Annotated in this window: 18 protein-coding genes; 9 read left to right on the forward strand and 9 right to left on the reverse strand. The window is 68.2% G+C overall.

All coding sequences use genetic code 11. The features are described from left to right. Nucleotides 1-31: 31 nt before the first annotated feature. Complete coding sequence (locus ACIA76_RS28450; RefSeq protein WP_397155922.1) at nucleotides 32-1,858, reverse strand: dynamin family protein; 1,827 nt, start codon at nucleotides 1,856-1,858, stop codon at nucleotides 32-34. 34 nt (nucleotides 1,859-1,892) lie between these two features. After that, nucleotides 1,893-3,821, reverse strand: coding sequence for an IniB N-terminal domain-containing protein (locus ACIA76_RS28455; RefSeq protein ID WP_397155923.1), 1,929 nt, complete (start codon nucleotides 3,819-3,821; stop codon nucleotides 1,893-1,895). 255 nt (nucleotides 3,822-4,076) lie between these two features. On the opposite strand from ACIA76_RS28455, the gene ACIA76_RS28460 reads away from it, so the two are divergent. The 6 genes from ACIA76_RS28460 to ACIA76_RS28485 all read left to right on the forward strand — a co-directional run bounded on the left by ACIA76_RS28460 (nucleotide 4,077) and on the right by ACIA76_RS28485 (nucleotide 13,303). Then, nucleotides 4,077-5,681 (forward strand): Hsp70 family protein, encoded by a 1,605-nt coding sequence (locus ACIA76_RS28460; protein ID WP_397155924.1) that lies wholly within the window; start codon nucleotides 4,077-4,079, stop codon nucleotides 5,679-5,681. Between the two features lie 9 nt (nucleotides 5,682-5,690). Further along, nucleotides 5,691-8,219, forward strand: a complete 2,529-nt coding sequence (locus ACIA76_RS28465; protein WP_397155925.1) for a LuxR C-terminal-related transcriptional regulator — start codon at nucleotides 5,691-5,693, stop codon at nucleotides 8,217-8,219. A 58-nt stretch (nucleotides 8,220-8,277) separates the two neighbouring features. After that, on the forward strand, nucleotides 8,278-9,411 hold the full coding sequence (locus ACIA76_RS28470; RefSeq protein WP_397155926.1) for a hypothetical protein: 1,134 nt from the start codon (nucleotides 8,278-8,280) through the stop codon (nucleotides 9,409-9,411). A 173-nt stretch (nucleotides 9,412-9,584) separates the two neighbouring features. Continuing rightward, nucleotides 9,585-10,943 (forward strand): S1 family peptidase, encoded by a 1,359-nt coding sequence (locus tag ACIA76_RS28475; RefSeq protein ID WP_397155927.1) that lies wholly within the window; start codon nucleotides 9,585-9,587, stop codon nucleotides 10,941-10,943. Between the two features lie 77 nt (nucleotides 10,944-11,020). Beyond that, nucleotides 11,021-12,361, forward strand: a complete 1,341-nt coding sequence (locus tag ACIA76_RS28480) for a S1 family peptidase (RefSeq protein ID WP_397155928.1) — start codon at nucleotides 11,021-11,023, stop codon at nucleotides 12,359-12,361. A gap of 99 nt (nucleotides 12,362-12,460) precedes the next feature. Continuing rightward, the gene (locus ACIA76_RS28485) at nucleotides 12,461-13,303 is read left to right on the forward strand and encodes an NRDE family protein (protein WP_397155930.1); all 843 of its coding nucleotides are present in this window, start codon (nucleotides 12,461-12,463) and stop codon (nucleotides 13,301-13,303) included. A 64-nt stretch (nucleotides 13,304-13,367) separates the two neighbouring features. Here ACIA76_RS28485 and ACIA76_RS28490 read toward each other — a convergent pair whose 3' ends face one another. Beyond that, the gene (locus ACIA76_RS28490) at nucleotides 13,368-14,171 is read right to left on the reverse strand and encodes a hypothetical protein (protein ID WP_397155932.1); all 804 of its coding nucleotides are present in this window, start codon (nucleotides 14,169-14,171) and stop codon (nucleotides 13,368-13,370) included. Nucleotides 14,172-14,620: 449 nt separating this feature from the next. On the opposite strand from ACIA76_RS28490, the gene ACIA76_RS28495 reads away from it, so the two are divergent. The 3 genes from ACIA76_RS28495 (at nucleotide 14,621) to ACIA76_RS28505 (ending at nucleotide 20,432) form a co-directional block, all read left to right on the forward strand. Further along, the gene (locus ACIA76_RS28495) at nucleotides 14,621-17,509 is read left to right on the forward strand and encodes a heterodisulfide reductase-related iron-sulfur binding cluster (protein WP_397155934.1); all 2,889 of its coding nucleotides are present in this window, start codon (nucleotides 14,621-14,623) and stop codon (nucleotides 17,507-17,509) included. 439 nt (nucleotides 17,510-17,948) lie between these two features. Next, nucleotides 17,949-18,719: a lytic polysaccharide monooxygenase gene (locus tag ACIA76_RS28500; RefSeq protein WP_397155936.1), complete on the forward strand. Its 771-nt coding sequence runs from the start codon at nucleotides 17,949-17,951 to the stop codon at nucleotides 18,717-18,719. A gap of 840 nt (nucleotides 18,720-19,559) precedes the next feature. Further along, nucleotides 19,560-20,432, forward strand: a complete 873-nt coding sequence (locus ACIA76_RS28505) for a glycosyltransferase (protein WP_397155938.1) — start codon at nucleotides 19,560-19,562, stop codon at nucleotides 20,430-20,432. Nucleotides 20,433-20,463: 31 nt separating this feature from the next. Here ACIA76_RS28505 and ACIA76_RS28510 read toward each other — a convergent pair whose 3' ends face one another. The 6 genes from ACIA76_RS28510 to ACIA76_RS28535 are packed head-to-tail and all read right to left on the reverse strand — an operon-like array spanning nucleotide 20,464 to nucleotide 25,943. Then, nucleotides 20,464-20,868 carry a hypothetical protein gene (locus ACIA76_RS28510; protein ID WP_397155940.1) on the reverse strand — a complete coding sequence of 135 codons (405 nt, stop codon included), beginning with the start codon at nucleotides 20,866-20,868 and terminating at the stop codon, nucleotides 20,464-20,466. Between the two features lie 59 nt (nucleotides 20,869-20,927). Then, nucleotides 20,928-21,383, reverse strand: coding sequence for a hypothetical protein (locus tag ACIA76_RS28515; protein ID WP_397155942.1), 456 nt, complete (start codon nucleotides 21,381-21,383; stop codon nucleotides 20,928-20,930). Beyond that, nucleotides 21,383-22,687 carry a hypothetical protein gene (locus tag ACIA76_RS28520; protein ID WP_397155944.1) on the reverse strand — a complete coding sequence of 435 codons (1,305 nt, stop codon included), beginning with the start codon at nucleotides 22,685-22,687 and terminating at the stop codon, nucleotides 21,383-21,385. The genes ACIA76_RS28515 and ACIA76_RS28520 overlap by 1 nt, the downstream gene beginning before the upstream one ends. Before the next feature lie 40 nt (nucleotides 22,688-22,727). Then, a complete protein-coding gene (locus ACIA76_RS28525; RefSeq protein ID WP_397155946.1) occupies nucleotides 22,728-23,771 on the reverse strand; it encodes a hypothetical protein in 1,044 nt (347 codons plus the stop codon). A 32-nt stretch (nucleotides 23,772-23,803) separates the two neighbouring features. Beyond that, entirely contained in the window at nucleotides 23,804-24,886 is a 1,083-nt protein-coding gene (locus ACIA76_RS28530) for a hypothetical protein (protein WP_397155948.1), read from the reverse strand. Between the two features lie 10 nt (nucleotides 24,887-24,896). Further along, entirely contained in the window at nucleotides 24,897-25,943 is a 1,047-nt protein-coding gene (locus ACIA76_RS28535; RefSeq protein WP_397155950.1) for a hypothetical protein, read from the reverse strand. Between the last annotated feature and the right edge of the window lie 5 nt (nucleotides 25,944-25,948).

The raw sequence follows: 25,948 nt of genomic DNA on the forward strand, positions 1-25,948 counted from the left end.
TACCGGAGCAGGCTGGGAGCCTTCCTCGGCACTACTGCGGCAGCATCACCTCGGCGCGGCGGCGCAGTTCGGCCACGATCCGCAGCTGTCGCTCCAGCTCGGCGCAGCGTTCGTTGCGGCGGGCCACCTCCACCCCGGCCGCGTCCTGGGCAGCCTGCAGCGAATCGTTGATCGAGCGCAGGCTGCGATCGGCGATACCGGTGAAATGGTCGCGCAGCATCCGATGCACCCGGTGCAGCCGATCGCGCGATTCCTTCCCTGCCTCGAAGCTGACATCGTCGAGATAGCGTCGGACCGCCGCCTTCGCCTCGGCGCGCCGCCGGACCAGCCGTTCACGCTTGTCGTCGCGGAAGGCCTTGCCGCCCAACAGGACTCCCGCACCGAGCGAGACGGGATTGATCAGCGCCAGACCCGCGACGGTGCTGGCCAGGCCGACCATCACCATGCCGCCGTAGGAGCCGCGCATGCCGACCAGCAGTTTATGTCCGAGCCCCAGATCCGGCTCCAGATCCGTGAGGGTCACCGCATCGACGCGCGAGCCCGCCGGATCCGGTCCCGAGCGGACATTCGGCAGGTCGACCGTGCCGAATTCGACGAAATGCGCGGCCACCCGCTCGCCGAGATGCAGTCCGCGGGCATGCGTCCACAGCAGGTTGTCGCCGACGGCGGTATCGACGGTCGCGGTGAGCCAGTCGGCCATCTGCTCCCAGAGCCGGGCGGGATCGTTCTCGTCGATCCAGTCCTCGGCGGTCCGGCCGATGGCGCGCAGGCGATCTCGCAGATCATGGTCGATATCGCCGGCCAGATCGGTGATGCCGTCGCCGAGGGTCTGCTGCCAGGCGGCGGTGCGGCGGTGCAGATCCTCGGCTTGGGCCTTGGCCGTGCGCAATTCGCGGATCGCGGCGGCACCGCGTTCCGGATCACGCAGGGCGACCAGCTCACTACCCAGTGCCAGGGCCACATGCTCCGCGGCGGAGGAGATGTCGAGGGCCACGGCGCGACGCGTCTCGACCTGGTCGCGGGCGACGACCTGTTCACGCAGGAAATCGAACAGGGCGCCGAAACCGGACTCGCGGCCGAGTTGTTCGTCCCGCAGCCGCATGGCGTGGGCGCGCAGCAGCGCGGAGACCGGGATGATCGGAAGCTGAAGGTTGTGGCGCAGCAGATGATTCCGATCGGCCTCCAGGACCTGACGCCAATGCGGATACAGGTCGATCTTGCTGAGCAGCAGTGCGACCGCCGGGCACAGCTGCCGCACCTGGCGCAGGAGGTCGACCTCGGGTTCGGTGAGTTCGGTGGAGGCGTCCGACAGCACGAGTACGGCATCGGCGGTGGGCGCCAGGGCGAGAACGGCTGTGGCGCCGGGGTTTCCGTGGCCGCCCAGGGGCGGCGTGTCGACGAGTACGATCCCGTCGGCGAGCAGGGGGTTGGGCGCCTGCAGTTCCAGGCGCAGGACGTGACCGTGCGGAGAATGCGGTGTCACCGCGGCTATCTCGGTGAGCGGCACCGCAATTCGCCGGCCGTCGGCCTCGGTCCCGGTCGGTCCGGCGATCACGAGTTCGGCCCGCGGTTGCGGACCGTGGCGGAGCAGGACGGGGACGGTGGTGGTCGCGTCGTCGCCGACCGGGCAGACCTCGAGATTCAACAGGGCGTTGACGAATTGGCTCTTGCCCTGATTGCCCAACCCGGCCACCACGATTCGACGCCGCGGATCGCGCACCCGGTCGGCCAGCTGCTCCAGCCGGCCGACCAGGTCGCCGCGGCGCGCGGTCCGTGCGGCGGTGATGGTCTCCGCGAGCACCGTCAGTAATGGCAATGCCGGTGCGTTGGTTGCGGTTTCGGCCACCACGGCTCCCATACCCGTTCTCACTCGCGCTATCGATCCGTTCCGATCAGTGCAGCAGTCCGCCGGTGATATCGCCGCCGACATGGGTGTCCGCGGCCCCGGTGACCGAGCCGCCGGTATCGCCGAACAGGCTCGTCGATCCGTGGCCCGCCGTATCCAATCCGCCGCCGAGCGAGCCGTGACCGCCCGTATCCAGCGTGCTGTCGATCCCGCCCTGCGTCGATCCACCGACGGATCCGCCGAGCCCGCCCGCACCGAACGAGGTACCCACCCCGCCGCCGAACGCATGCGAAACATCCACGCTGGACCAGGTATTCGCGGCCCCCGTCACCGAGGACCCCAGCTCGCCACCGAGGCTCGAGGCCCCCTGCGCCGCACCGTCGACACCACCGGCAACCGATGTCCCCAGCCCGGTGCTCAGATCCGCACCGGTATGCAGACCGCTGTCGACCGCACCACCGACACCCGCGGAAAGACCGGTCTCCAACCCGCTCCCGGCCTGCGCCGCACCCCCGAGCGCACCGCTGACACCGGAGGACAGATCGCCACCGGCATGCAACCCACCATCCACAGCATTACCCACACCCGCGGAAAGCCCGGTCTCCAACCCGGTCCCGGCCTGCCCCGCACCATCGAGAGCCCCGGTGATCCCCGACGAAAGTCCGCCCCCCAGTGAGCCACCGAGATCGGTACCGACATGCGCCGAATTACTCAGGGACGCACCGAGATCCGAACCTGCACTCGCGGCGCCACCGAACGCCGCACCCAGACCCCCGCCCGCACCGGCAGCCCCACTCAACCCGGCCTCGAGACCGCTGTTCACCGAACCACCCAGCGACGCACCCAGATCCGAACCGGCACTCGCGGCGCCACCGAGCGCCGCACCCAGACTCCCGGCCCCACCGGCAGCCCCACTCAACCCGGCCTCGAGACCGCTGTTGACCGAACCACCCAGATCCGAACCGATACTCGTAGCGCCACCGAGCGCCGCACCCAGACTCCCGGCCGCACTGGTCGCACCCTGCAACCCGGCCTCCAAGCCACTACTCGCCGAACCACCCAGCGACGCACCCAGATCCGAACCGACACTCGCCACACCACCAAGGGCCGTACCCAGGCCCCCGGCCACGCTGGTCACACCCTGCAGTCCGGCCTCCAAACCAGTGCTCACCGAACCGCCCAACGACGCACCCAGATCCGAACCGACACTCGCCACACCACCGAGCGCGGCACCCAGACCCCCGGCCACGCCGGTCGCACCCTGCAGTCCGGCCTCCAGACCACTGCTGACCGAACCACCCAGCGACGCGCCGAGATCGGAGCCCAGATGGGCGGCGCCGTTCAGGTCGGTGTTGAGGCCGGCCGAGAGGTCCGTGCCGAGGTGGGCGGCCGTGTCGGTCACGCCGCTGAGGGTGGTGGTCAGGGCCGCACCGATGCCGGTCGAGAGGTTCGCGGCGGCGGAGACGGTTTCGCCGAGGCTCGCAGCGGTTCCGGCCAGTGCGCCGATTCCGGTGGCGAGGCCCGCCTCCACTCCGGCGACGGCTCCGGTGCCGGCCGCGGCGGCCGCGCTCAGGCCCGTCGACAGGCCCGCGCCGAGGGTGGCGGCGGTCTGCAGACCGGCCGACAGGTCCGCGCCCAGATCGGCGGCCGTCGAACCGGACAGGCCGATATCCAGGCCGGACCCGGCCTGCGCGCCCGCGCTCAGATTCGCCGCGGTCGCGACGTTCGCGACGGCGCCCAGGCCGACGCTCGCCGCGGCCCCGGCACCGGCGGCCACGATCGCCGCCAGCTGGGCGCCGCCGCTGACCAGGGCGGACTCGGCGACCATCGGCGCCACGGCGGCAATATCCTCCGGCGTCACCGCCTCCAGACCCACGGCGCTCAATGCGTGGGCCGGATTGGCGCAGTAGCTCGCCGCGGCCTCCTGGTCGCTGAGCAGGTTGAGGATGAACTCGAGAATGGCATTAGGACTCATCGCGGATCGTCTCCTGGTTCGGCGGACCATGTCCCGGTCCGCGGTAGTCGAATTGCCATTCACGTTAGGAAGGCGAACCGTTTCGTGAAACGGGGTGAACTCCCCTGTTCGCGAAGCCGAGCGCGTTGGGGGCAAGCGGGGCATTAGGGGAATTTCCCCATATTCATCTCGATCCGAGTAACGAGGAACCCCCAGCAACCGACAGGCCCATTAGGTCACGACGACCTCACCCGCGCAACCGACAGGGGATCTCGCATGACTCAGGGCCTAGCGCTCGGCATCACGGTCGGGTCGTCGAATACGGTCGTGGTGACGACCTCGTCGGGCAGCGGCGACCTGCGCGGCGCCACCACCTCGGTCCGGCCGAGTGCGCCGGGAGCGGAGAACTTCCTGTCCCGGGTCGGCGATCCGGTCGATATCCGCACCGACGACGGCGGCTCGATCGCCGCCGCCGATCTGGTGGCCGAACTGGTCGGTCGTCTCGTCGACGGCGCCGCACCGGCGGCGACCGTGCTCGGATATCCGGCGTGGTGGTCGCGCCACACCGTGGCCGCGCAGCGCACCGCCCTGGATCGGGCCGAGCTGAGCGACATCACACTCATCCCCGAACCGGTCGCGGCCGTGCGCCGGCTCGAGGCAACCCACCCCGCCACCGATGCCGCCCCCGTGGTCGTCTACGACCTGGGGACAACGGGTGTGACCGTCTCGGTCGTCGACACCGGCCCCCACGGCGGACTGCGCGGCGAACCGCTGCGTTCCACCGAGATCGGCGGCGCCGAATTCGATTTGTTGACAATGCGTTACGTGCTGGCAAACGTTGCGGGGGACAACGATTTCGACCCCTTCGACCCGATGATCGAAAGGGAATTGACCGCACTTCGACTCCGCTGTGCGAAGGCGAAAGAAGACCTTTCCGGAATTACCGCGACGGTGGTTCCGGTCCGACTGTCCGGTAGCGTCCGCGACGTCCGCCTAGTTCGCGGCGAGCTCGAGGACCTGTTCCGCGCGCCGCTGCGGGCCTCACTCGAGCTGATCCATCAGGCCGCGCGCCGCGCGGGCATCGGCACCATCGATCGAATCCTGCTGACCGGCGGCGGCAGCGCGATTCCACTGCTGACCGAACTGGTCTCGACCGAATTCGGCACGACCGTCCTCTCGGCCGGCGATCCCGCGCACACCGCCGCGGGCGGCGCCGCGCTCCTGGCCGCCGAGCTGTCGGTGACCGCACCCACCGAATCCATTCCAGCACTGCCGCAACCGATTCCGGAACCAGACCGGGCCCCCGTCCTGCCGCCGCTCCCGCGATCCTCACAACCCGAACGCCCCGGCAAGTGGCGGCGACCGGCCTTCATCGCCGGCGCGGCGGTGGCGGTCGCCGCGCTCGCGACCGGCACCCTCGCACTGGGCACGGCCGTGCAGTCGACGCCGACCTCGAATTCGTCCGGCACATCGAGCAGCAGCCCCGCGGCCGCACCGGCCGCCGAGGCAGGTTCCGTCGCCGCGCCGGTCGCGAACAACGATGCCGCACAGGGCAATCGGGCCACGGGTGCCATGACACCGGCCGCCGGAAAGGCGCCCGCCGGTTCCCCCGCGCCCCGCGATGCGACCGGTGGCCAGCCCGCCCCGCCCGCCGACAATCCGGTCGCCGCGCCGCCACCAGTCAACATCCCCATCCCACAACCGATCCCGGTGCCCGAGGTACCGACGATCCAACCACCGGTCATCCAGCCGCCACCGCCGCCCACCGTGCCCGGCGGCACGCTCGGTAACACCGTGAACAACGGCTTGGACCAGGCGGGCAACACCCTCGGCACGGTGCTGCAGGCGCCGGGCCAGGTACTCGGACATACCGGCGGCTGAGACCGAAACATGTTCGCCGACAACGTAATCGCGCTGGATTCACTCCCGGGCGCGCGAGATATACTCCGAGAGCTGGACTCCCCGAACCGCGAACCCCGGATCTATCTGATCCGCGGCCGCTCCGGCACCGGCAAGTCCACCCTCCTGGCCGGTATCCGAAATCGCCTGCGCGGCCGCGCTATCGCCTCCTGCGACGATCTCGCCGCGGCCCGAGACGACGCCCCCGCCCTGATCATCGACGACGCCCACACCCTCGACCGGACCGAACTCGGCAAGCTCATCGCCGCCGTGGAATCCGGCTGCTGCACGATCGTCACCGCGGCCCGCCCGAGCCCGCACGATGCCGACCTGCGCACCCTGGCCGACGCCGTATCCCGCCGCGGCCGCGTGCTCGATCTGCGTGCCCTGGGTGTGGCCGAGATCGCACCCTTCGCACGGGAATTGGGCATGATGGTCCCGCGGCCGGTGGCCCAGCACATCCACCGCCAGACCGCGGGCATCCCCGGCGGCGTGGTGGCGGCCCTGACCGCCGCATGCGCCACGCGATTGGATGCGGGCATCACCGCGGTCGACGAGGCCGTCACCACCTGGGCGCGCACGCTGCTCGACGGCACCGACCCGCGGCTGCTCGATATCTTCGTGGTCGCCACCACCGGCGCGGGACTCGATCCGGGCGAACTCGGCGAGATCCTCGACGTCGACCACGACACCGCACTGGGCCTCATCGACCGCGCCCGAGCGGGCGCCCTGATCACCGACGCGGATCTCCTGCTGGCCCCCGCGGTCGCACCGCTGCGGACGCTCGTCGGCGACCGCCGATTCCTGACCGTGCAGCGCCGACTGCTGCAGGCCCGGCTGGACGCCGGTCTGCTGGGCGATCACACCGCCCTGCTCCTGGCCGAATCCGGGGTACGCGATCCCCGGCTGGCCGAATTCCTCTGCGCCACCGCCGAAAAGGCGGGCGAGGAGGCTGTTCGCTACTACGCCGCCGCCGCGGCCGCGGGCGCCGATCGACAGGCGGTCGCGGTGCACTGGGCCGAGGCCGCCGCCCGCGCCGGCGACGGCGACACCGCACTACGCCTGGCCGAACCCGTACTCTCCTGTCCCGCCGCGCCCGCCGCGGAATTGGCCGCGGCCGTCCGCATCTGCGCCGGTGTGTGGACCCGGCGCGGCCTGGCCGACCGTGCCGCCCAGCTGTATTCATGGCTGGGCGCCGCGCGCGTCGGTCCGGATTGGGCGATCGGCGCGACCGTGCAGTATCTGGCCGGTGCGGTCGAGGCCGCCGCCACACTCTCGGCCTCGGCCGCGCACTGGCCGCCCACCGAGGCCACCGCCCGCGCCGGACTGATCGCCACCGCCCTGGCCCACACCGTGACCACGCACGCCGCGGGCGAATCCGCCCGCGCCACGGCCGTTTCGGCGGCCTCGGCCCTGATCCAGGCCGCCCGCGCCGACGCGAGCCCGGCCACCGGACCCTTCCTGCCCTGCACCGCGGTCTCGATCGCCACCCTGTTGTGCCTGAGCATGGGTGAGCCCCGCCGCGCCGCCGACGCCCTGCGCGGCCGCTCCGATCGTGATCCACAGCTGGCGGTGCTGACCGCCTGGACCGCGATGCTCGGCGGCGACGAACAGGCCGCCGCGACGATCATCGCCGCCCTCGATCTGCCCGCCCTGTCCGAACGAGACCGTCTGCTGGCGCACGGCGTCGCGATCGGCCTGGCCCGCCGCGGCGGCGATCACACCGCCCTCGCCGTGGCCTGGGAGGCCGCGCATCCGCTGTTCGACGACGTCGACGCGGATCTGTTGACGCTGTTGCCGATCGGCGAACTGTGGCTGGCCGGAATCCGGCTACGCGACGAGGGCCGGGTGAGCGCGCTCGTCGACGCGGCCCGAGAGTTGTTGCGCCGCTTGGACAATCCCCCGGCCTGGGCGAACGCCTTCCACTGGTACGCCATCCAGGCCGCGATCGCGCACGAACGCCCCGACGAACTGCTGCCGCCCGCCCAGCGGCTGAAGGCCGCCGCCCTCGCCGGGGACGCCCACGCCGCGGTACTCGCCGACGCCGGTCGCACCTGGGTGCTGGTGCTGCGCGGCGAGGTCGCCCAGGACGAGGTGACCGCGGCGGTGCGCCGGCTCGCCGAGATCGGGTTGATCTGGGATGCGGCCCGCCTCGCCAGCGAGGCCGCCCTCGCGGCCGGCGATTCGACGGCCGCGACCGCACTGCTCAAGCTGGCCCGTTCGATACGCACCGAGGCCCGGCCGCAGCAGCGGATCGTCCCGATGGCCGATCCGGCGCCGCGGCAGCGGCCCGAACAGTCCACCCCGACGCCCGACGCCCTGCTCAGCGACCGCGAGCGCGAGGTGGCCGAATTGGTACTCCTGGGACTGACGTACCGGGAAATCGGCGCTCGGCTGTACATCTCGGCGAAGACAGTGGAGCATCATGTCGCGCGGATCCGGCGTCGCATCGGAGCCGGTTCCAGGTCGGAGCTATTGTCGATGCTCCGCGCCATGGGACACGGTTCGCTGCTCGTGTGAGGTCGGGCGCGGGACGATGTCGGCGGGGGCGCACGAGACGCGAAGCGAGGTAATAACGATGGCCACAGGGGTGGGCCTACGGATCGCCGACGACGAGTGCATCGCGACGATTCTCACCGGCGGGATCGAAGACGCCCCCGAACCTCTCTCCATCGTGCGCGAGTCGGTGCTGCACATGTCCGACGAGGGCGACGCGACCCTCGGCGGCGATCAGCCGCCGAGCCATTCCCACTCGATCACGGGATTCTTCGCCGCGGTCGGTGATCCGGCGGGCATCTCGGTCGACGACGGCGAGGCCTATCGCGCCGAGGATCTGGTGGCCACGGCGCTGTTCTGTCTGATCAATCTCGCCGCCGAATATCTCGAGGGCGCCGCCGAGTTCTATGCGACCCATCCCCCGGACTGGCCCGAGCAGCAGGTGTACGCACTGCGCGAGGCGCTGGACTATCTGGGCCTGCGCGCGGTCGTGCTGGTCAGCGAGTCCGATCTGCCGGGTTCGGACAACGGCAGCGGCTACGGCTATTCGTACGACGCCGCCCGCGCGGCCCTGGCGGCCGTGCTGGCCACGCCCGCCGGATCGACGCCGCCGGATCCCACTCATGCCGAGAACGCGCTGATCGTCACGGATATCCTGCCCGCGCTCCCGAATTCGGATACCGCGATGCAGGCCTATTCCGCGGCGTTCCCGGTGGCCCAGCCGACCGAATCCCTGGCCACCGAGCAGACTCCCGCCGCATCGGCGCCGACGAAGCGCAAGGTCCGCCGCATGCCGGTGTTGATCGCCGCGGCCGCGATGGTCGGCCTGATGCTCGGCGGCCTGGGCGTCGCCCTATTGTTCCGCGGCCACACCACCACCCCCGTGCCGCCGCTGCCCGACGCGCATTCCCAGCTGGTCACGACGACCCCGCCGCTGCCCGTCACGACCCCGCCCGCGCCGCCGACCACGACCATCCCCGAGCCGGCTCCGGTGCGGCCCCCGGAGACCACGGAGCCGACGACCACCCCGCCACCACCTCCGCCGCCTCCCACGACCACGATCGACCCCCCGCCGACGACCACCCGCCCCAGCACGACCACCCCACGGCCGACGCGGACCACCCCGCGCCGCACCTCGCCGACGATCCCGAATCCGTGGGACCCCATCCCGGGACTGCCCTCGATACCCGGGATGGAGGTGTCGCCGAATCCGTGATCATTTCGTAGCGAACTTTGACCGTTTGTGCCCTAAAGTGAAGCGCTGACCGGTGTTGCCGGATACCCCATCGGAAACACCAGGCAGAGACTCTCGACGAGGGCTGTTGCCGCACAACGGTTTTACCGCCCGTCGGATCTACCCGGCACATCGGTGCCTGACGAAGGGACTTCATGCGCAAGATGCCGGCGCGTCGCGCCACGGTCAAAGCCGCCGCCGTCGCATTCGCTTCGACCGTTCTGCTCGGCCCCCTGTTCGCCGCCCCCGCGCAGGCGTCCCCCGTCCCGACTCAGCCGACCGCCGATCAACTGCCGCCCGAGCTGGCGCAGGCGATCTCGCGCGATCTGAAGATGACGCCCACGGAATACCTCGATCGCGCCGCCCAGGCGCAGCAGCTGCGCGATTATGCCCGGCAGTTCCGCGCCGAGCGCCCCGACGAATTCGCCGGCGCCTGGCTGGGTCCCGACGGTAAGCCGATCATGGCCGTCACATCCCTCGACGCCGCCCGTATCGCCGCCACCGATGGTTATCAGACGCGGCTGGCGCCGATTTCGGCGAACAGTCTGGAGACCTCGCTGGATCAGCTGGCCCAATGGATCGGCGGGCTGCCGCGCGACCTGTCCTCGGCAATCAATTCGGTCGCCGTCGACTTCCTCAACAGCCAGCTGGTGGTCAGCGTCGCCAATACCCCCGCCGGACATGTGCTGAATCTGCCCACGCTGATCGCGAACATCAAGGTGGTGCTGTCCCCGAATGGCGGCGGCCCGGTGGAGCGCCGTCCGATGGGCGGCGACACCTATATCAGCGCGCCGACCTCGCTCGAGGATGAGGCGCTCAAATCCGTCGACGTGTGCTCCTTCGGCTTCAACAGCGTCGATTCCGCCGGTAACGCGCTGAATATCAGTGCGGGACACTGCGATCCGAATATCGGCAAGGGTAACGAGCAGGCCGATGTCTGGGTGCCCAACGTGCACGACATCAAGGCCAGCCCGCATGTCGGCTCGTTCGTGCGCGCCCAGCTGGGCGGACGCAGCGGCCTGGATTACTCGGTGATCAAACTCAACGACCGCGCGGTGAAGGCGGGTATGGACCAGCCGTCGGTGCGCGGCGCCAACGGCACCACGCTGACCGTCACCGGCGTCGCCGATCCGATCGTGGGCGCACCGGTCTGCAAGTCGGGCCAATCCTCCACGTTCACTTGCGGTTTCGTGGTCGCCGACCGGGTCGAGACCCAGCTCTACACCGCCGACGGCGAGTCGAAGACGGTGCGCGGCTTCGCGAGTTCGGCCTGCACCCTCGGCGGTGACAGCGGCGGCGCCATCGTGTCCGGCACGCTCGCCCTGGGCATCACCAGCGGCTCCAATGCGGCCGACGCACCCGACTGCGGGGAGGCCAATGTCGGCCTGGCGCAATACGGCGGCACCGCCTCGCTGGGCATTCCGGTCCGCGCGATCCTCGACGATATCGACGCCAATTCCGACGGCGGCCTCGGTTCGGGGATCACCGTGCGAACCCGCTCGAACGCGGGATGAACCCGAACACGAGATGAATTCTGGTGACAAGTCCGCGACGAGTAGGCATAACCATGCGAACCCCATATAGTCGCCTCATGCTCCTGCCACGCATCCGTTTGTCCGCCGCGGGATCGAGCCCGCGGAACCGTCTCCGCACAGCGGCGGTCGTCGCCTCCGCTGCCATGCTGGTCCTCGGCCCTGTGGCGGGGTCGGCGTCCGCGGATCCGGCTCCCGCACCGGCGCCGAATCTGCCGGCCGAACTGATCGCGGCGGTACAGCGCGACCTGAAGATCTCCCCCGAGGAGTACCTGCACCGCGCCGATGTCGCACAGAAGGTGGCCGCCTTCGCGACCAGCGCCCAGCGGCAGTATCCGCAGGCCTATGCGGGCTCCTGGCTGGACGGCGCCGGCAATGCCGTGATCGCGCTGACCCAGGGTCAGGGACTGGACGAGGCCCGCAAGGCCGCGCAGGACGCCGGCTTCCAGGTCAAGGACGTCGCCAAGAGCGAGACCGTGCTGCGCGGCGAGAAGAACGCCTTCCAGCAATGGCTTTCGGGTCAGCCGGAATCGGTGGCCAAGTCGGTGCGCGGCGTCGCGATCGACACCATGAACAACAGCATCGCCGTGCGCGTCGACAAGGCCGGCCTGCAGATGCCCGGCTTCGTCGATCCCGCCCGGGTCATCGTGATGCCCGCCGCGCCGGTGGGTCCGGAGCAGGCCGACGACGCCGCCCAGCCGATCGCGGGCCAGGGCAACGGCGCGGTGGCCGCCGGCGACGGTTACGCGTCGGTGGCCGGCCGCATGCAGCTGATCTGCTCCTCCGGCTTCAACGGCCTGGACCGCGCCAACAACCCGGTGAACATCACCGCGGGACACTGCGATCCGAACATCCCGGCCGCGGGCACCCCGAACGCCCCGGGCATGTTCGAGCTGCTGCCGGGCAACCACCTCGGCAACCAGCTGGGCACGTTCCAGAAGTCGGTGCTGGGCAGCCAGGACTATTCGATCGTGTCGATCAACGACGGTAGCCGGGATCGCTTCGGTAACAACCTGGTTCGCGTTCAGGGCCAGGCGCCCATCGCCATCACCGGCGTGGCCGATCCGGTGGTCGGCGCCCCGGTCTGCAAGTCGGGCGCGCGCACCGGCTTCAGCTGCGGCGTGGTCAACGCCGTCGATCAGACCGTGCAGGTCGGCGATCGCGAACTGACCCAGTCGTTCTCGGCCAACATCTGCGCCCTGCCCGGCGACAGTGGCGGCCCGATCGTCACCGGCACCCTGGCCCTGGGCATCTCCAGCGCCTCCTCGGTCGCCGACTACCCGCACTGCATCATCCCCGAGGTGATCGGCATGATCACCGGCGACGCCCCCCAGCTGTTCGCGCAGCCGGTCAACGTCGTCCTCTCCGACAACCCCGGGCTGCGGGTCCGCACCAACTGACACCCGCGCTCCTGCGAAAAGGGCCGACAGCCACGCGCTGTCGGCCCTTTTCCTGCCTCTGCTGTTCCCGGCGGGCTAATCACCGGGCATTCTGGTGGCATGTGTCTGGTGTTGATCGGGTGGCGCGCGCATCCGGAGTATCGACTGATCGTGGCGGCCAATCGAGACGAGTTCTATACCCGGTCGACCGAGCCCATGCGATGGTGGGACGAGACACCCGGATTGCTGGCCGGACGGGATCTGGGCAACGCGACGCGCACACCCGGCACCTGGCTGGGATGGCTGCCCGCCGCCCATCGGTTCGCGACGGTGACCAATGTGCGCAATCCGGCCGAGAATCGCGCGGACGCCCGATCCCGCGGCGCACTGCTGCTGGACTCACTGCGCGGCGCCGAGGGCCCGGAGAAGTTCGTGCGTACGCTCGCCGCGGCCCCTGACGACTACAACGGCTACAACCTGGTCGTCTCGGATCTGGAATCGCTGTGGTGGCACAGCAATCGCAGCACACTCACCCCCACCGAACTCCTGCCCGGACTGCACGGGGTGTCCAACGGCGCACTGCTGGGTTCGGGAGATATCCACGGCGATATCGCCATTCGCACCGATACCGGCTCCCCGGCCTGGCCCAAGGTACGCGACGGCCTGACCGCGCTGCGCGAGGTGATCCGCACCGACCCCGCCGACACCTCGGCCTACTTCGGCGTGCTGGCCGATCGCACCATCGCCCCGGACGACCAGCTGCCCGACACCGGCCTGTCGCGTCGGCGGGAGCGCGCCGCCTCGGCCCGCTTCATCGCCGCCACCGTGCACGGAACACGTTGCAGCACAGTCCTGCTCGTGCGCGAGGACGGCTCCTTCCAGATATCCGAGCGTTCGTTCGGGCGGCTGGGCCGGCGTCAGGGCGAGGTATCGTTCAGCGGTTCAACGACATTGCCCAGTTGAGACACGACAACGGCCCGCACTCTCGCGAGTACGGGCCGTTCGATGCGGAAGGCTCGGGCGCAGACTAGTTCTGCGGGGCCGGAGCCGGAGCCGGCTGCAGCTGTTGCTGCTGCTTGGCCATGGCCTCATCGCTCCACTGCGTGCTGCCCGGGGCGGCGGTCATGGTGTTGACCAGGTCGACGGCGGTGGCGATCAGTGCGGGACCGCCCACGGCGATCGTGCCCAGAATGCCGCCGATACCCGCGCCCAGCGGAAGACCCGCCAGACAGCCGACACCGAACAGCGGCAGGCCGAAGGCGCAGCCGACGACCGCGCCGATGGCGGTGCCGACGAAACCACCGATGGCCGTGGCGATTCCGAACTTGCTGGCGAAGTCGTTCATCGCCCGCTGATTCTCGATCGGGGAGGCGACATCCTTGAGTGCGATCCGGTTGCCGTCACGCGTGACCTGCTGGGCCTCGACCTGCTGGCCGGCCACGGGCGTCACGGTCTTGTCCGGAGTGAGCTCGAGCTCCTTGCCCTCGCCCTTGATCTCCGGCTTCACCTGCACCTGCTGGCCGGCGAAGTTGTAGCTCAGCGGCAGCGTGACCACGGTCTTGCCGTCGGGATCGCGCACATCGACGGTATCGACCTGCTTCGCCTCTTCACCGGGCTTGACCGCGACATCGGTCTTGGACAGCTGGAACGTTCCCCCCTGCAGGCGCGTCACCACGGACTTCGGCGTTCCGGGCTGCTGCGCATCCACCAGCAGGACCGAGTAGTTGATGCCCTTGGCCGGAGCGGCTGGTTCAGCGTGGGCAGTTCCCAGCCCAACGGTCATAGCGCCGATGACCAGGGCGCCCACCGCAGTACCTCTGCGGAACTTCATTCGGTTATCCAATCCATCATCAGGTTTCGCCGCGCGCGTCGCCCCGCGAGAGCCCACGCATCCCTCAGGTCGGAGACCTGCGGGAACCCTCCCCGAGCGGGGTAAAGACACACACAGCAAGCAGGACGACTGGAGCCTAGTCGAATAGCTGGCGAGAAGCGAGATCCGTTTCCCGCCAACCCAACTAAGCATGTCCTGGGTTCAATACTCCATTTGCCGGGTTTTACGGTGATAGCGAACCGCACTCACACATATCCCCAGGAAACCGCGTGAGCGCGGTCACAATACGGAGTGGGTCAAGCCCCCGCAAGCTGTGGCGGGCCGATCGGCCCGCATATGATGGACAGATAAGTTACCGGCGGGTAACTTACTGCCCGTTAGGATACGAACAACCGCGGTGGCACCAGCCCTGCCACCGAATGCTCGTTGAACCGAAGGAAGGTCGCGACATGAATGCCCTGACAGTGACGCTGGGCACGATTGGGGTGGCGTTCAGCCTCATAGGCTGGGCGTCATTCTTCGGCGGCGTCGGCAAGATGGCCCGCGCCATCATGATCGGACAACCCGCGCCGGACCGGTGGCGGCCATTCTTCCCGCGTCTGAAGACGATGATCGTCGAGTTCCTGGCGCATACGCGGATGAACAAGTTCCGCACGGTCGGCTGGGCGCACTGGCTGGTCATGATCGGCTTCCTCGGCGGCATGATCCTGTACTTCGAGGCGTACGGACAGACCTTCGATCCCGAATTCCACTGGCCGTTCTTCGGTGACTGGCACATCTATCACCTGTGGGACGAGCTGCTCGGCATCGGCACCGTCATCGGCATCGTCGTGCTGATCGCCATTCGCCAGCTCAACCACCCGCGCGTGCCGGAACGCCTGTCCCGCTTCAGCGGTTCGAAGTTCGGCCCGGCCTACACGATCGAGCTGATCGTGCTCATCGAGGGCCTGGGCATGGTCCTGGTGAAGGCGGGCAAGATCGCCACCTACGGCGAGTCGACCGCGTGGACCGACTTCTTCACCATGCAGGTCGCCAAGCTGCTGCCCTCCAGCGTCGGGATGGTCGCGGTATTCGCGTTCGTCAAGATGGTCTCGGGCAGCTCGTTCCTGCTGCTGGTCGGCCGCAATATCAACTGGGGTGTCGCATGGCACCGGTTCGCGGCGTTCCCCAATATCTACTTCAAGCGCGAGGACGACGGCGGCGTCGCACTGGGCGCGGCCAAGCCGATGATGTCCCAGGGCAAGGCGATCGATATGGAGACCGCCGATCCCGATAACGACACCTTCGGCGCCGGCCGCATCGAGGACTTCTCCTGGAAGGGCTGGCTGGACTTCACCACCTGCACCGAATGCGGTCGCTGCCAGAGCCAGTGCCCGGCGTGGAACACCGGAAAGCCGTTGTCGCCCAAGCTGCTGATCATGTCGCTGCGCGACCACGCCGTGACCAAGGCCCCGTATCTGCTCGCGGGCGGCCGCAAAGATATGGGCGGCGACGAGGTCGGTCTGGTCGATGCCGAGGGCAAGCCGGACGAGGCCGCGCTGGCGAAGATCGCCGAGTCCGCGCGCGCCGAGGCCGAGCGTCCGCTGGTCGGGCCCGAGGATGTGCACGGCATCATCGATCCCGAGGTGCTGTGGAGCTGCACGACCTGTGGTGCGTGCGTGGAGCAGTGCCCGGTCGATATCGAACACGTCGACCACATCATCGATATGCGCCGCTACCAGGTGCTGATCGAATCGGAGTTCCCCTCCGAGCTGGCGGGCCTGTTCAAGAATCTGGAGAACAAGGGCAACCCCTGGGGTCAGAACGCCAAGGACCGGCTCAACTGGATCTCCGAGGTGGACTTCGAGGTTCCGGTCTTCGGCCAGGACGCCGAGACCTTCGACGGCTACGAATACCTGTTCTGGGTCGGCTGTGCGGGCGCCTACGAGGACCGCGCCAAGAAGACCACCAAGGCGGTCGCCGAGCTGCTGGCCACCGCGGGCGTGAAGTTCATGGTGCTCGGCCAGGAGGAGACCTGCACCGGCGATTCGGCCCGGCGCGCGGGTAACGAATTCCTGTTCCAGCAGTTGGCGACGCAGAACATCGAACTGCTGAACTCGGTATTCGAGGGCGTCGAGCAGGCCAAGAAGAAGATCGTCGTCACCTGTGCGCACTGCTTCAACGCGCTGAACAACGAGTATCCACAGGTGGGTGGCACCTACGAGGTCGTGCACCACACGCAGCTGCTGAACCGCCTGGTGCGGCAGAAGCAGCTGGTGCCGGTGTCGCCGGTGTCGGAGAAGGTCACCTATCACGACCCCTGCTATCTGGGCCGCCACAACAAGATCTACAACGCGCCCCGCGAACTGATGGCCGCCTCCGGCGCGGCCGTGGCCGAAATGCCGCGCCACGGCGAACGTTCCATGTGCTGTGGCGCCGGCGGCGCGCGCATGTGGATGGAGGAGCAGCTCGGCAAGCGCGTCAATCTCGACCGCACCGACGAGGCGCTGGCCACCCTGGACGGCGGCAATTCCCCCTCGCTGATCGCCACCGGCTGCCCGTTCTGCCGCGTGATGCTCACCGACGGCGTCACCGCGCGTAAGGATTCCGGCGAGGTCGGCCAGGCCGTCGAGGTCGTCGACGTGGCGCAGCTGATGCTCAATGCCATCGAGCGGGTCGAACCCGCGACACTGTCGGCCAACCTGAAGGTGATCCAGGAGCCGAAGCGGGTCGAGGCCGAACCCGAGCCGAAGCCCGCGCCGACGGCACCCGCGGCCGAAACCCCTGCGGCGGAACCGAAGTCGGCTCCGGCCGCGGGCAAGGGGCTGGCCATGAAGGGCCCCGCGAAGGCACCGGGCGGTAAGGGACTGTCGATGAAGGGCGCCGCCAAGGCCCCCGGAGCCCAGGCCGACGCTCCGGCCGGCGAGAGTACCGAGACCCCCGCGACGCCCGCGGCCAAGCCCGGTGGCCTTGCCATGAAGGGTCCGGCGAAGGCACCGGGCGCGAAGCCCGCCGCGGCCGCTCCGGCCACGGAAACGCCTGCCGCGCAGCCCGAGACCACCGCGGCGGAAACGGCTTCGGCCGAGACCGCCACGGAGTCCAAGCCCACGGTCGCCCCGAAGGGGCTGGCGATGAAGTCCGGCTTCAAGCGTCCGGGCCCGAAGGCGCCGGGCGCGCCGAAACCGGCCGCCACCGAACCCGTTGTGAGCGAGGAGGCTCCGGCCACTCCCGCATCGGATGAGGCCACCGAGGCGACCGAGGCCCCGGCCACCGGCAACGGCGCACCGAAGCCCCCGGCGGCCAAGCCGGGTGGACTCGGCTTCAAATCCGGAGCCAAGGCGCCGGGCCGTAAGGATTGAGTACCTCGTAGTGACGCCCGAGGGCGGTGTTGCCAGAAGTTGGCCGCACCGCCCTCGGCGTTTTCCGGGCCCGCCGAGCAGGTCCCGCCGGTTCTATTGCCAGGAGTTTGCGAAGCTTCCGGATGGAATTCCCGAGCATCGGACCGGTCGGCTCGATGAGCGCGAGGCTACCCTTCCGCACCACCGCCCCATATGATGGAACGAGATCGAAATCGATTGGGGCAGAACGTATTTCGATCGACATCGTATTAAGAAACCGACCGACCGGGGTGGCTCAAACACGCCGTGGCTACTTCCTTCTGGAAGGTTGACCGACTCCGGCCGACGGGCTTACCGTTATGTCCTCTTTCACTTCTAGCCGATCCGGATCGGATAACGGAACCCCTATCGGGGCGGTATGCCGGCCCCTGCCGTCCTTACCTCGGCAAGGAGCATCCCCATGTCTCGTCGGAGAATTCTGTCGTATCTCGGCGCCGCCGGTCTGGCGCCGCTACTCGTCGCCGTCCTACCCGCCGGTCAGGCGAGCGCACACGGCTACATCTCCTCGCCCGCGAGCCGTCAGGCTCAATGCGCGCAGAACCAACTACCCTGCGGCCCGATCAAGTACGAACCCCAGAGCGTGGAGGGCCCGAAGGGCCAACTCAATTGCAGCGCAGGCGATTCCCGCTGGGCCGACCTGGACGACGATACCAAGCCCTGGCAGGTCTATCCGGTCGGCGACTCGATGGACTTCACCTGGACCTTCACCGCGCGGCATGCGACGACAGACTGGGAGTACTGGGTCGACGGCCAGCGCGTCACCACGGTCGACGGCGGCGGTCGCCAACCCGACCAAACTGTCACTCACACAGTGAATTTCGGCTCCCTCACCGGCCGCCACAAACTGATCGGCATCTGGAACATCGCCGACACCCCCAACGCCTTCTACTCCTGCGTGGACCTCCAAATAGGCAGCGGCCCAACCCCACCCACCACCACGCCGCCACCGACCACGACACCGCCACCGACCACGACACCGCCACCCACCACGACGACCCCGCCGCCTACGACCAACCCCAATCCCCCGGCCCAGCAATGGAAATCGGGCACGACATACGCCACGGGTGACATCGTGAGTTACGACGGCGTCCGGTACCGCTGCCTGCAGCCCCATACGGCCCAGGACGGGTGGACTCCACCGTCGACTCCGGCCCTCTGGCAACAGATCTGATCGACGCCGCCGAGCGGGCGCATGGGTGAGGGACCGCTCGGGGAGATGAATACATAAAAAAAACTGCCCTCGCCGCATGAGCGGCGAGGGCAGTCCTCCTGCAGGGGAGTCGGTGTGGAGATCAACTGTCGAGAACTACCCCACCTCCCCCGAGGTGAGGCCGATGGTTCCCGTGAACTGCCAGCGGCAGGGTTGGCAGGCTTCGGCGTACTGCCGCCGCTGCAGGAACATATCCCCTCGATTGGATCCTCCCGCGAGCACCGCACCCGAATGCGGACTCGCTGGCCGGCAGCGATGCGCTATCGACATCGAATTCCTATCACGCCGTCCGAACGAATTCCTATCAAGGAATCCGCTGAACGAATCGCACATCGATAGCGGCTCGGTAACGGGTATTCCACCACGGAAGCTTCACTTTTCGCCGCCTCGCGACCGCAGGGGCAGCGCACCGACCCCCGCGCGCAAACGATAGCTGCGATCATGCGCTCGCACCAAGCGGCCGAACCGACTCCGCCGAGTCGATTGTCATCATCGACGCCAGCCTTCAGGCAGGCCGGGAGCAATCAGCGGGCTAATTTGAGATTTAGATCACAAGCCATTCTTCGTAACGCCGAGTGCGGCCATCACGATCTTATCTCTAATGCCTTCCTGCCGCATTGCGGGCGCGATTGTGCGGTGTACCCACAAGGACGACTCACCGACCCCGATCAGTTTTCCCGCACCGCGGCGGCCGAAACCTCCAGTTGCAAAGATCCGGGCTTTCCGGCAAGCTCCCCGCACGAGGGGCGGGATCCTCGCTCACGCGACGTCGCCCTGCCGATTCGAACAACAGGATGCACCGTGACTTCGACAGCCATATCCGTCGTCATTCCGGCCCATGTGCACACTGCGGCAGGCGTGGCATATCTCGACGAGCAGCTGCACGCACTGGCCGATCAGGACTATCCGGGTCCGATGGAAGTCATCGTCGCCGATAACGGCTCACCCATCGACCTGCGCACCCATCTGGCCCGAAGTCCCTTGCGGGCCCGGCTCGATCTCCGTTACGCCGATGCCTCCGCGACCCGCGGCGCATCGCACGCCCGCAATGCCGGAGCCGACCAGGCCACCGGGGAAATCCTGCTCTTCTGCGATCACGATGATCGGGTGTACCCGGACTGGGCGAGCAGCCTGATCGCCTTTCTCGACAACGGATACGACATCGTCAGCTCGGCCGTCGAAGGCTCGACCCTGAACACGGCCAACCCGCGCAAGGCCGCCGAGATCCCCGCCCCCGACCAGTTCCAGCCCCAGGGTGTGGTCGCCCCCACCCTGGTCGGCTGCAGCATGGCCTGCCGCACCGAGGCCTATCGCGCACTGGGCGGCCTGGACATCACCTACGCGGCCAACGAGGATGTCGAATTCGGCTGGCGGGCAAGCCTGTCCGGCTACCGAGTCGGCTATCTCCCCACCGCATTGGTGGCATACCGCTACCGCACCGAGTTCCGCGCGGGTTACCGGCAGGGCCGGGCCCGCGGCATCGGCCTGGCCCGGCTACACGCCGAATTCCCGGGAAACGGCCTGCCCGCCATCCGCTTTCCCCTACTCCTGCTGACCCTGGCCGTACTCACGATCAACCCTTGCCTCGTCCGCGAGGAACGCGGACTGCTCATGGGCATTACCGTCGGCCAACTGACGGGCGGATTACGCCACCGAACCCTGCTCTGGCGCTGAACTTTCCGGTCCGGGCCGCTATGCGTTTCGATCAGGCGGGATCGTAGGCGACATAGGTATTCGCGCCCGGCAACACCTGGGCCTTGCGCAACGTCGCGGTGGTGCTCATTCGAACCCAGATCCGGCCACCGGGCGCGACGGTCAGGGGAGCGTCCTTCAAGACCAGCGCGGCCTGGCCGGTTCGGAATTGGTCCCTGGCGAAGGGGGACTCGTTGTACATCAGTTCGACGACCAAGGGCGCCGTGAGGTCGTTCCAGCCGAGCTCGAGCTGAATACCGCAGTGCACGACCACCGAGCCGGAGCCGTTGGGCAGCAATTCCGACTGTGGGCTGATGATGGTCCCGGGATATCCGTCCCGAGGTGTCCACTGGGTCAGTTTCACCGACCCGCCCGACGAATCCACCTGTTGATTCTGGCCCGCCTTGTTCATACCCATCGGGGTCAGCGTCGGGGCCGGCGGCACTTCCGGAGGAGCACCGACGATCAGTAGTGGCATTAGGCGACCTTGACGTAGGTATCGCCGTTGGCGACCACGCTCGACGCCACACCGCCGATACTGGTCGAGCAGATCACCTCCACTGTGATCCGATCGCCGGGATTGACATTCGCGGGGGTGGTGACCGCGAATGTGCCCGAGACGGTCGACACCGGATCCCAGATGTACACCCGTGTGCCGTTGACATTCACTCGCGCCTGCTGCGAAATGCCTTGTAATCCGGCCTTACCCCCGGCGAACGGCAGGTTGACCTGGATCGTCGCGACCGGATTCGCACCCTGGATCTGCAGCTGCTCACTGTTGGATCCGGTCACGACCGAATCGGGGAATGTGGTGTCGGCGATCCAGTTCGTGACCGGCTGCCAGTTCGATGTCATCTGCTGCGAACCGCTCTTGATCATGCCGACCGGAGGAAACGGCACGATCGGATTCCCCGCCACAACCGTCAACGACATCAGGCGGTCACCCCTTTGAGACTGGCCTGCAAGCCTTTGCCGGCCGAGCTGTCGAGGGTGGTGATGTTCACCGTGAGCCGATCGCTGGGCAGGAACGTCCAGGGCGTGGCCGGTGTGATCGTCGTATCGCCGGTCTGATTCGCCGGGACGATGGTCGCCGACGAATTCGGCACGGCATTGCCGTTCTGCCGCAATTCGACGACCACATTGCCGCCGCCCGCGGTCTCGCAGCGATAGGTCACCGAGCTGACCGCGATCTTGCGTTCGATCCGCAGCCCCTCCGGCATCACGTTTCCCGTACCGGCGGCACGGGTTCCGGTGTGGGACTTGAAGGCGATGTCATAGGCCTGGCCGTCGGGCGTCGGCTTGCGCGGATCGGTGAGACGGGCATCGCCATCGGCGATGGCGCCCAGGGCCGTTCGCACGGTGGTGGTGTCCGCCGCGGTGAGGATCGCGCGGCCGGTGGCGGTGGCGTCGGAGAGCTGGCTCACCGAATGCGTATGCGCCAACGGGATTCGAGCGTCGGACAACCGGGAGTCGTTGCCCGCCACGGCCGTGGTCGCGGTGCCGCCGATCGCGGGCGGGAAGGTCGCCGGCTTGTTGGTGATTCCGGACCAGTCGGAGGATCCTGGCGTTCCCGGTGTTCCCGCCGCGCCGCGGATCACGATGCCCTGGCCCCTCGGAGTCCAGCCGCCCGCGGTGTGGAAGACGTAGAGCAGGCCATCGGCCTGAACCACGTACTGCGCGCCCTCCTTCGGCGAGGCGGGCAGTACGTCGTAGGTCGCGACCTGGCCGTCGATCTGCAGCCCGGCGCCGCGCTCGCCGCGCACTATGGCCGTTCCCGGCGCGGCGGGCACCGGTGCGGCGAGAGTCAGATCCACCAGACCCGTCGAGCCCGCGTCCGGATTGGCAGCGTCCGGGCCAGGCACGTACTCACCGACGGTGAAGCTGAACGGGTCCATGGGAACTCGTTCACCCTCGTAATACAGATCGAATGTCACCTGCCAGGTCCAGTTGGCCGGATTGGTGTCCTTACTCGGTGCGACGAGGCGAATACCGCGCTGGCCACGCCAGGTGATGTAGCCGAACTGGTCCAGCTCGCAGACGTAGTGGGTGGGCAGCTGGACATAGGTCACGGGCGGTTGTGCGCCGGCCACCAGCACCTTCGGCGCGGCGGCGGTGAAGGTGAGAGTGCCGCTCAGAGCGGGGAATTCGGGAAGGTCACCGACCAGGGGCCCGTCGGCGATATTCGCGAGAAAGCGCCCGACGACCTTTCCGTATTTCAAGGGGAGCAGATCGGCCATGAGAGTATGCCTTTCTAAAACGATTGTGCCGCAGTGGATGTCAGACCGGCAGCGCGTACACGATGAGTTGGGCGTCGTCGGTGCGGACGGTGTAGCGCGCGGTGCCGAGCGTGCGACGTGCGGCGACATAGAGCGTCGCGGTCTGGTTCGCGGCCACCACACCGGTTCGGGAGCCCGGCTGGACGGGGTTCGTGTAGTCGGCGCAGATGCTGACACTTCCCCAGATAGGCGAGGCGCTACCGTGCCCGTAACCGATGCGTTCACCATCGATGTTGCCGATAGAGACCGAGACGTCGCATCTCGATTGCCCCGCACTGCCTTCGGTGCGCACCTGGATCCACCCGCCCACCACGGGCCGCCAATCCATCGGCTGGGCCGGAATGGTGATCGTCGCCAGCAACTTCTTCTCGTCGCTCAGATGGGCGCCGCCGGCGAACTGGCCCTGTCCGATCGCCCACGGTCCGCCCAGCTTCGGACTCGGCCTGGGCACGAACTTCTGGCGCGCGGCGTCCCATGCGAGGACGAAATCCTGGGCGAGCCGGTGCTGATCGTCGATGAGCACGTCGGCGGCGTCCTGGATGCGACCAGCCTGGCCGGGATCGCCAGGATCGCCGATGTCACCGCGCGGGAAGACGATTCGCAACTGTTGCCGTGGCGCATCGCCGGTGATCTCGGCCGCGGCGGCAGCACCGGCCGGGACAGTAGTGGCGGCGCCGACCAACCGGGTCGTTGCGCCGGTCGCGCCCGGACGGCCGAAAGCTTCTGCGAACGGGATGAATCCGACCCCGGTCCAATAGTGGATCGCGTTGTCGGAGACGACCCGCCAGGCCTTGCCGACATCGGCCGCGCCGAGGCGCAGTGCCTGCAGCGCGGCCTGATCGGCGATATCGCCCTGCCAATCCCAGGGCCAGGCCGAAGCGCCGTCGGGTCCGATCGGTCCGGCCGGACCCTGGCGCAGTTCGATCAGCATGTCGCGGTCCACGAGTTCGACCGGATTTACCGTGTGCGGCAGTCCGATCGAGTCCGCGACGCCCCGCATGCTGATCATCACGTCGTTTTCGTGGATGATGGGTGTATCAGTCACTGTGCTGTCTTTCGTACTCGAGCCCCGACGGCCTACGGTGCGACCGGCAGGCCGACCGGTCTTGCCCAGCAGAGGAGCTGAGTGTCCGTCTGCGCATAGTTGTAATTGGCCTGGCCCACACTGCGACGCACCACGACGTAGAACACCGCGGGCTGCCCGGCCGGTACGACGCCGATGGTGCTGTCGGGTGTGACTCGAGTGCCGTAGTACTCCTGGAAGCAGCAGAAGATATCGACGCTGCCCGGAAACCCCGTACCCAACGCGACGATCTGGCCGCTCTCCGAACCCATCCGGACCTCGCAGTCGACCCGGGTCTTGAAGCTGTTCGGGCCCTCCAGGTTCGCCAAGAAGACGCCGCCGGCGATCACCGGCCGCCAGTCGCAGTCCTGCGCGGGGATCGACAACCGTGCCACCGTCATCGGGCTCGCGGACACATTCCATTGCGAGGGGGCGAAACCGTTGCCGCCGTCCCATGCCTGCGACCCGACGAGGGACCAGGGGCCCCGCAGACCCGGATCGGGTCGCGGACGCCATTTCTGCGTTGCGGCATCCCACGTCGGGACCGCTCGATCGATGTGTGTGGCGTCCGCATAGTCGCCCGCACGTCGAATCGGGCCGGGCCCACCGGGATTGCCTCGGCGGCCCTTCACACCACGCGGTACCGTCAGACTCAACGTCAGGTTCGGTGGCGTTCCGGTCACGATGGCCTGTAGCTTCGAGCCGACGGGGCCGGTGGTGACGGTGCCGAGCGTGATCGTGCACGCGGTTCCGTCCGGTCCGACCGCACCGAACGCATCGGCGAAGGTATCGAAACCGCTGCCGTTCCAGTAGACGAGCGTATCGGTGGACCTCACGCGCCACGCCTTACCGGCGTGGGCTGGGCCGAGCTTGGTGGCCAACGCTGACAGCGCGGCCTGGTCGGCGATATCGCCTTCCCAGCGGAACGAGTGACAGGGTTCCCCGGCGGGCCCCTGCTTCCCCGGCGTTCCCGTCAGCAGTTCCAACGAGCCATCTCGGGGCGTGGCGTGCATGGACTGCACCAACCCGGGCGTGCCGATCCCTTCGTCGATTCCGCGGATCAGCGTCGAATCGAAGTATTCACCAACAGTGGACATGTCACCTCCTTCAGAGGGGCTGTGCGTAAACGATGAGCGACGCGTCCGAAGGATTCACGCCGATGTTGTCGGTACCGGTGCCGTCTCGTTCGGCCGACACGACCAGCGTCGCCGACTCTCCGGCCGCGACTTTGGCATAGGTCGACGACGGCGCCAGCGTCTTGGTCGACTGCTCGTCGCGGTACGACTGGAAGATCGATAGGTAGAAGTATTCGGGGCCTGCGACACCCACCGATGCGCCCACCACCGGGCCTTGCGAGTGGAACAGTCGGACCGTGGCCACCGCACTCTGTCTGCTGTTGTTGACGGAGTAGACCCAGAGCTGCCCTTGGACCACCGGTCGCCAGGCGTACGGCAGGGCGGGAACGGTGAACGTCCCCACGATCAGTTGGGACGTCGACGCTTCCTGTTTGGCGCCGAAGTCACCGGGTCCGGTCCACCCCCACGGCCCCGCGCCGAGCGGCGGCGGAGTGGCGTGGAACTTGGCGCCCGCGCGACTGTAGGCGAAGACGGATCCGTGGACCGGTCCATCGGTGGTGGCGTCGAAATCCGTTGCCTCGTTGATCTTTCCGGAACTTCCCGGCGGCCCCTGCGGCCCCGCTTGGCCCGCGGGTACGGTCACTTTCAGCGATTGCTGCGCACCGCTGCCGATGAACTGCACGGCCCCGGTGGTCAGATTCGGATCGTTGAGCGTGTCGATATCGGTAATCGAGAGAGCGGGACCCACCGGACCCCGCGGCCCGACGGCATTCGTCGAATGCTGCCAACCGCTTCCGGTCCAGACGTCCATGCCGTTGTCGTCGAGTCGATGCCACCACTTGCCGCGGTCGGCGGGTCCCAGACTGGTGGGACGTGCTGCGACACCGGCGATTTCGCCCATCTTCCGGAATGTGGTGCGCGGCGTACCGCGCTGTCCCTTCGGGCCGAGCGGGCCTGTGGGCAGGTCGAGCCCGGCCACCTCGCCCGAGATGTCGACGTGTGTGGCGAGAATGGGCAAACCGTCGGTGTCCCGTTCGCGCCGCACGCTGATATGAGCGGGAAAACTGATGTCCCCCATGGTTT

Origin of the sequence: Nocardia sp. NPDC051570, from assembly GCF_044454005.1 — a bacterium.
GTDB lineage: Bacteria > Actinomycetota > Actinomycetes > Mycobacteriales > Mycobacteriaceae > Nocardia.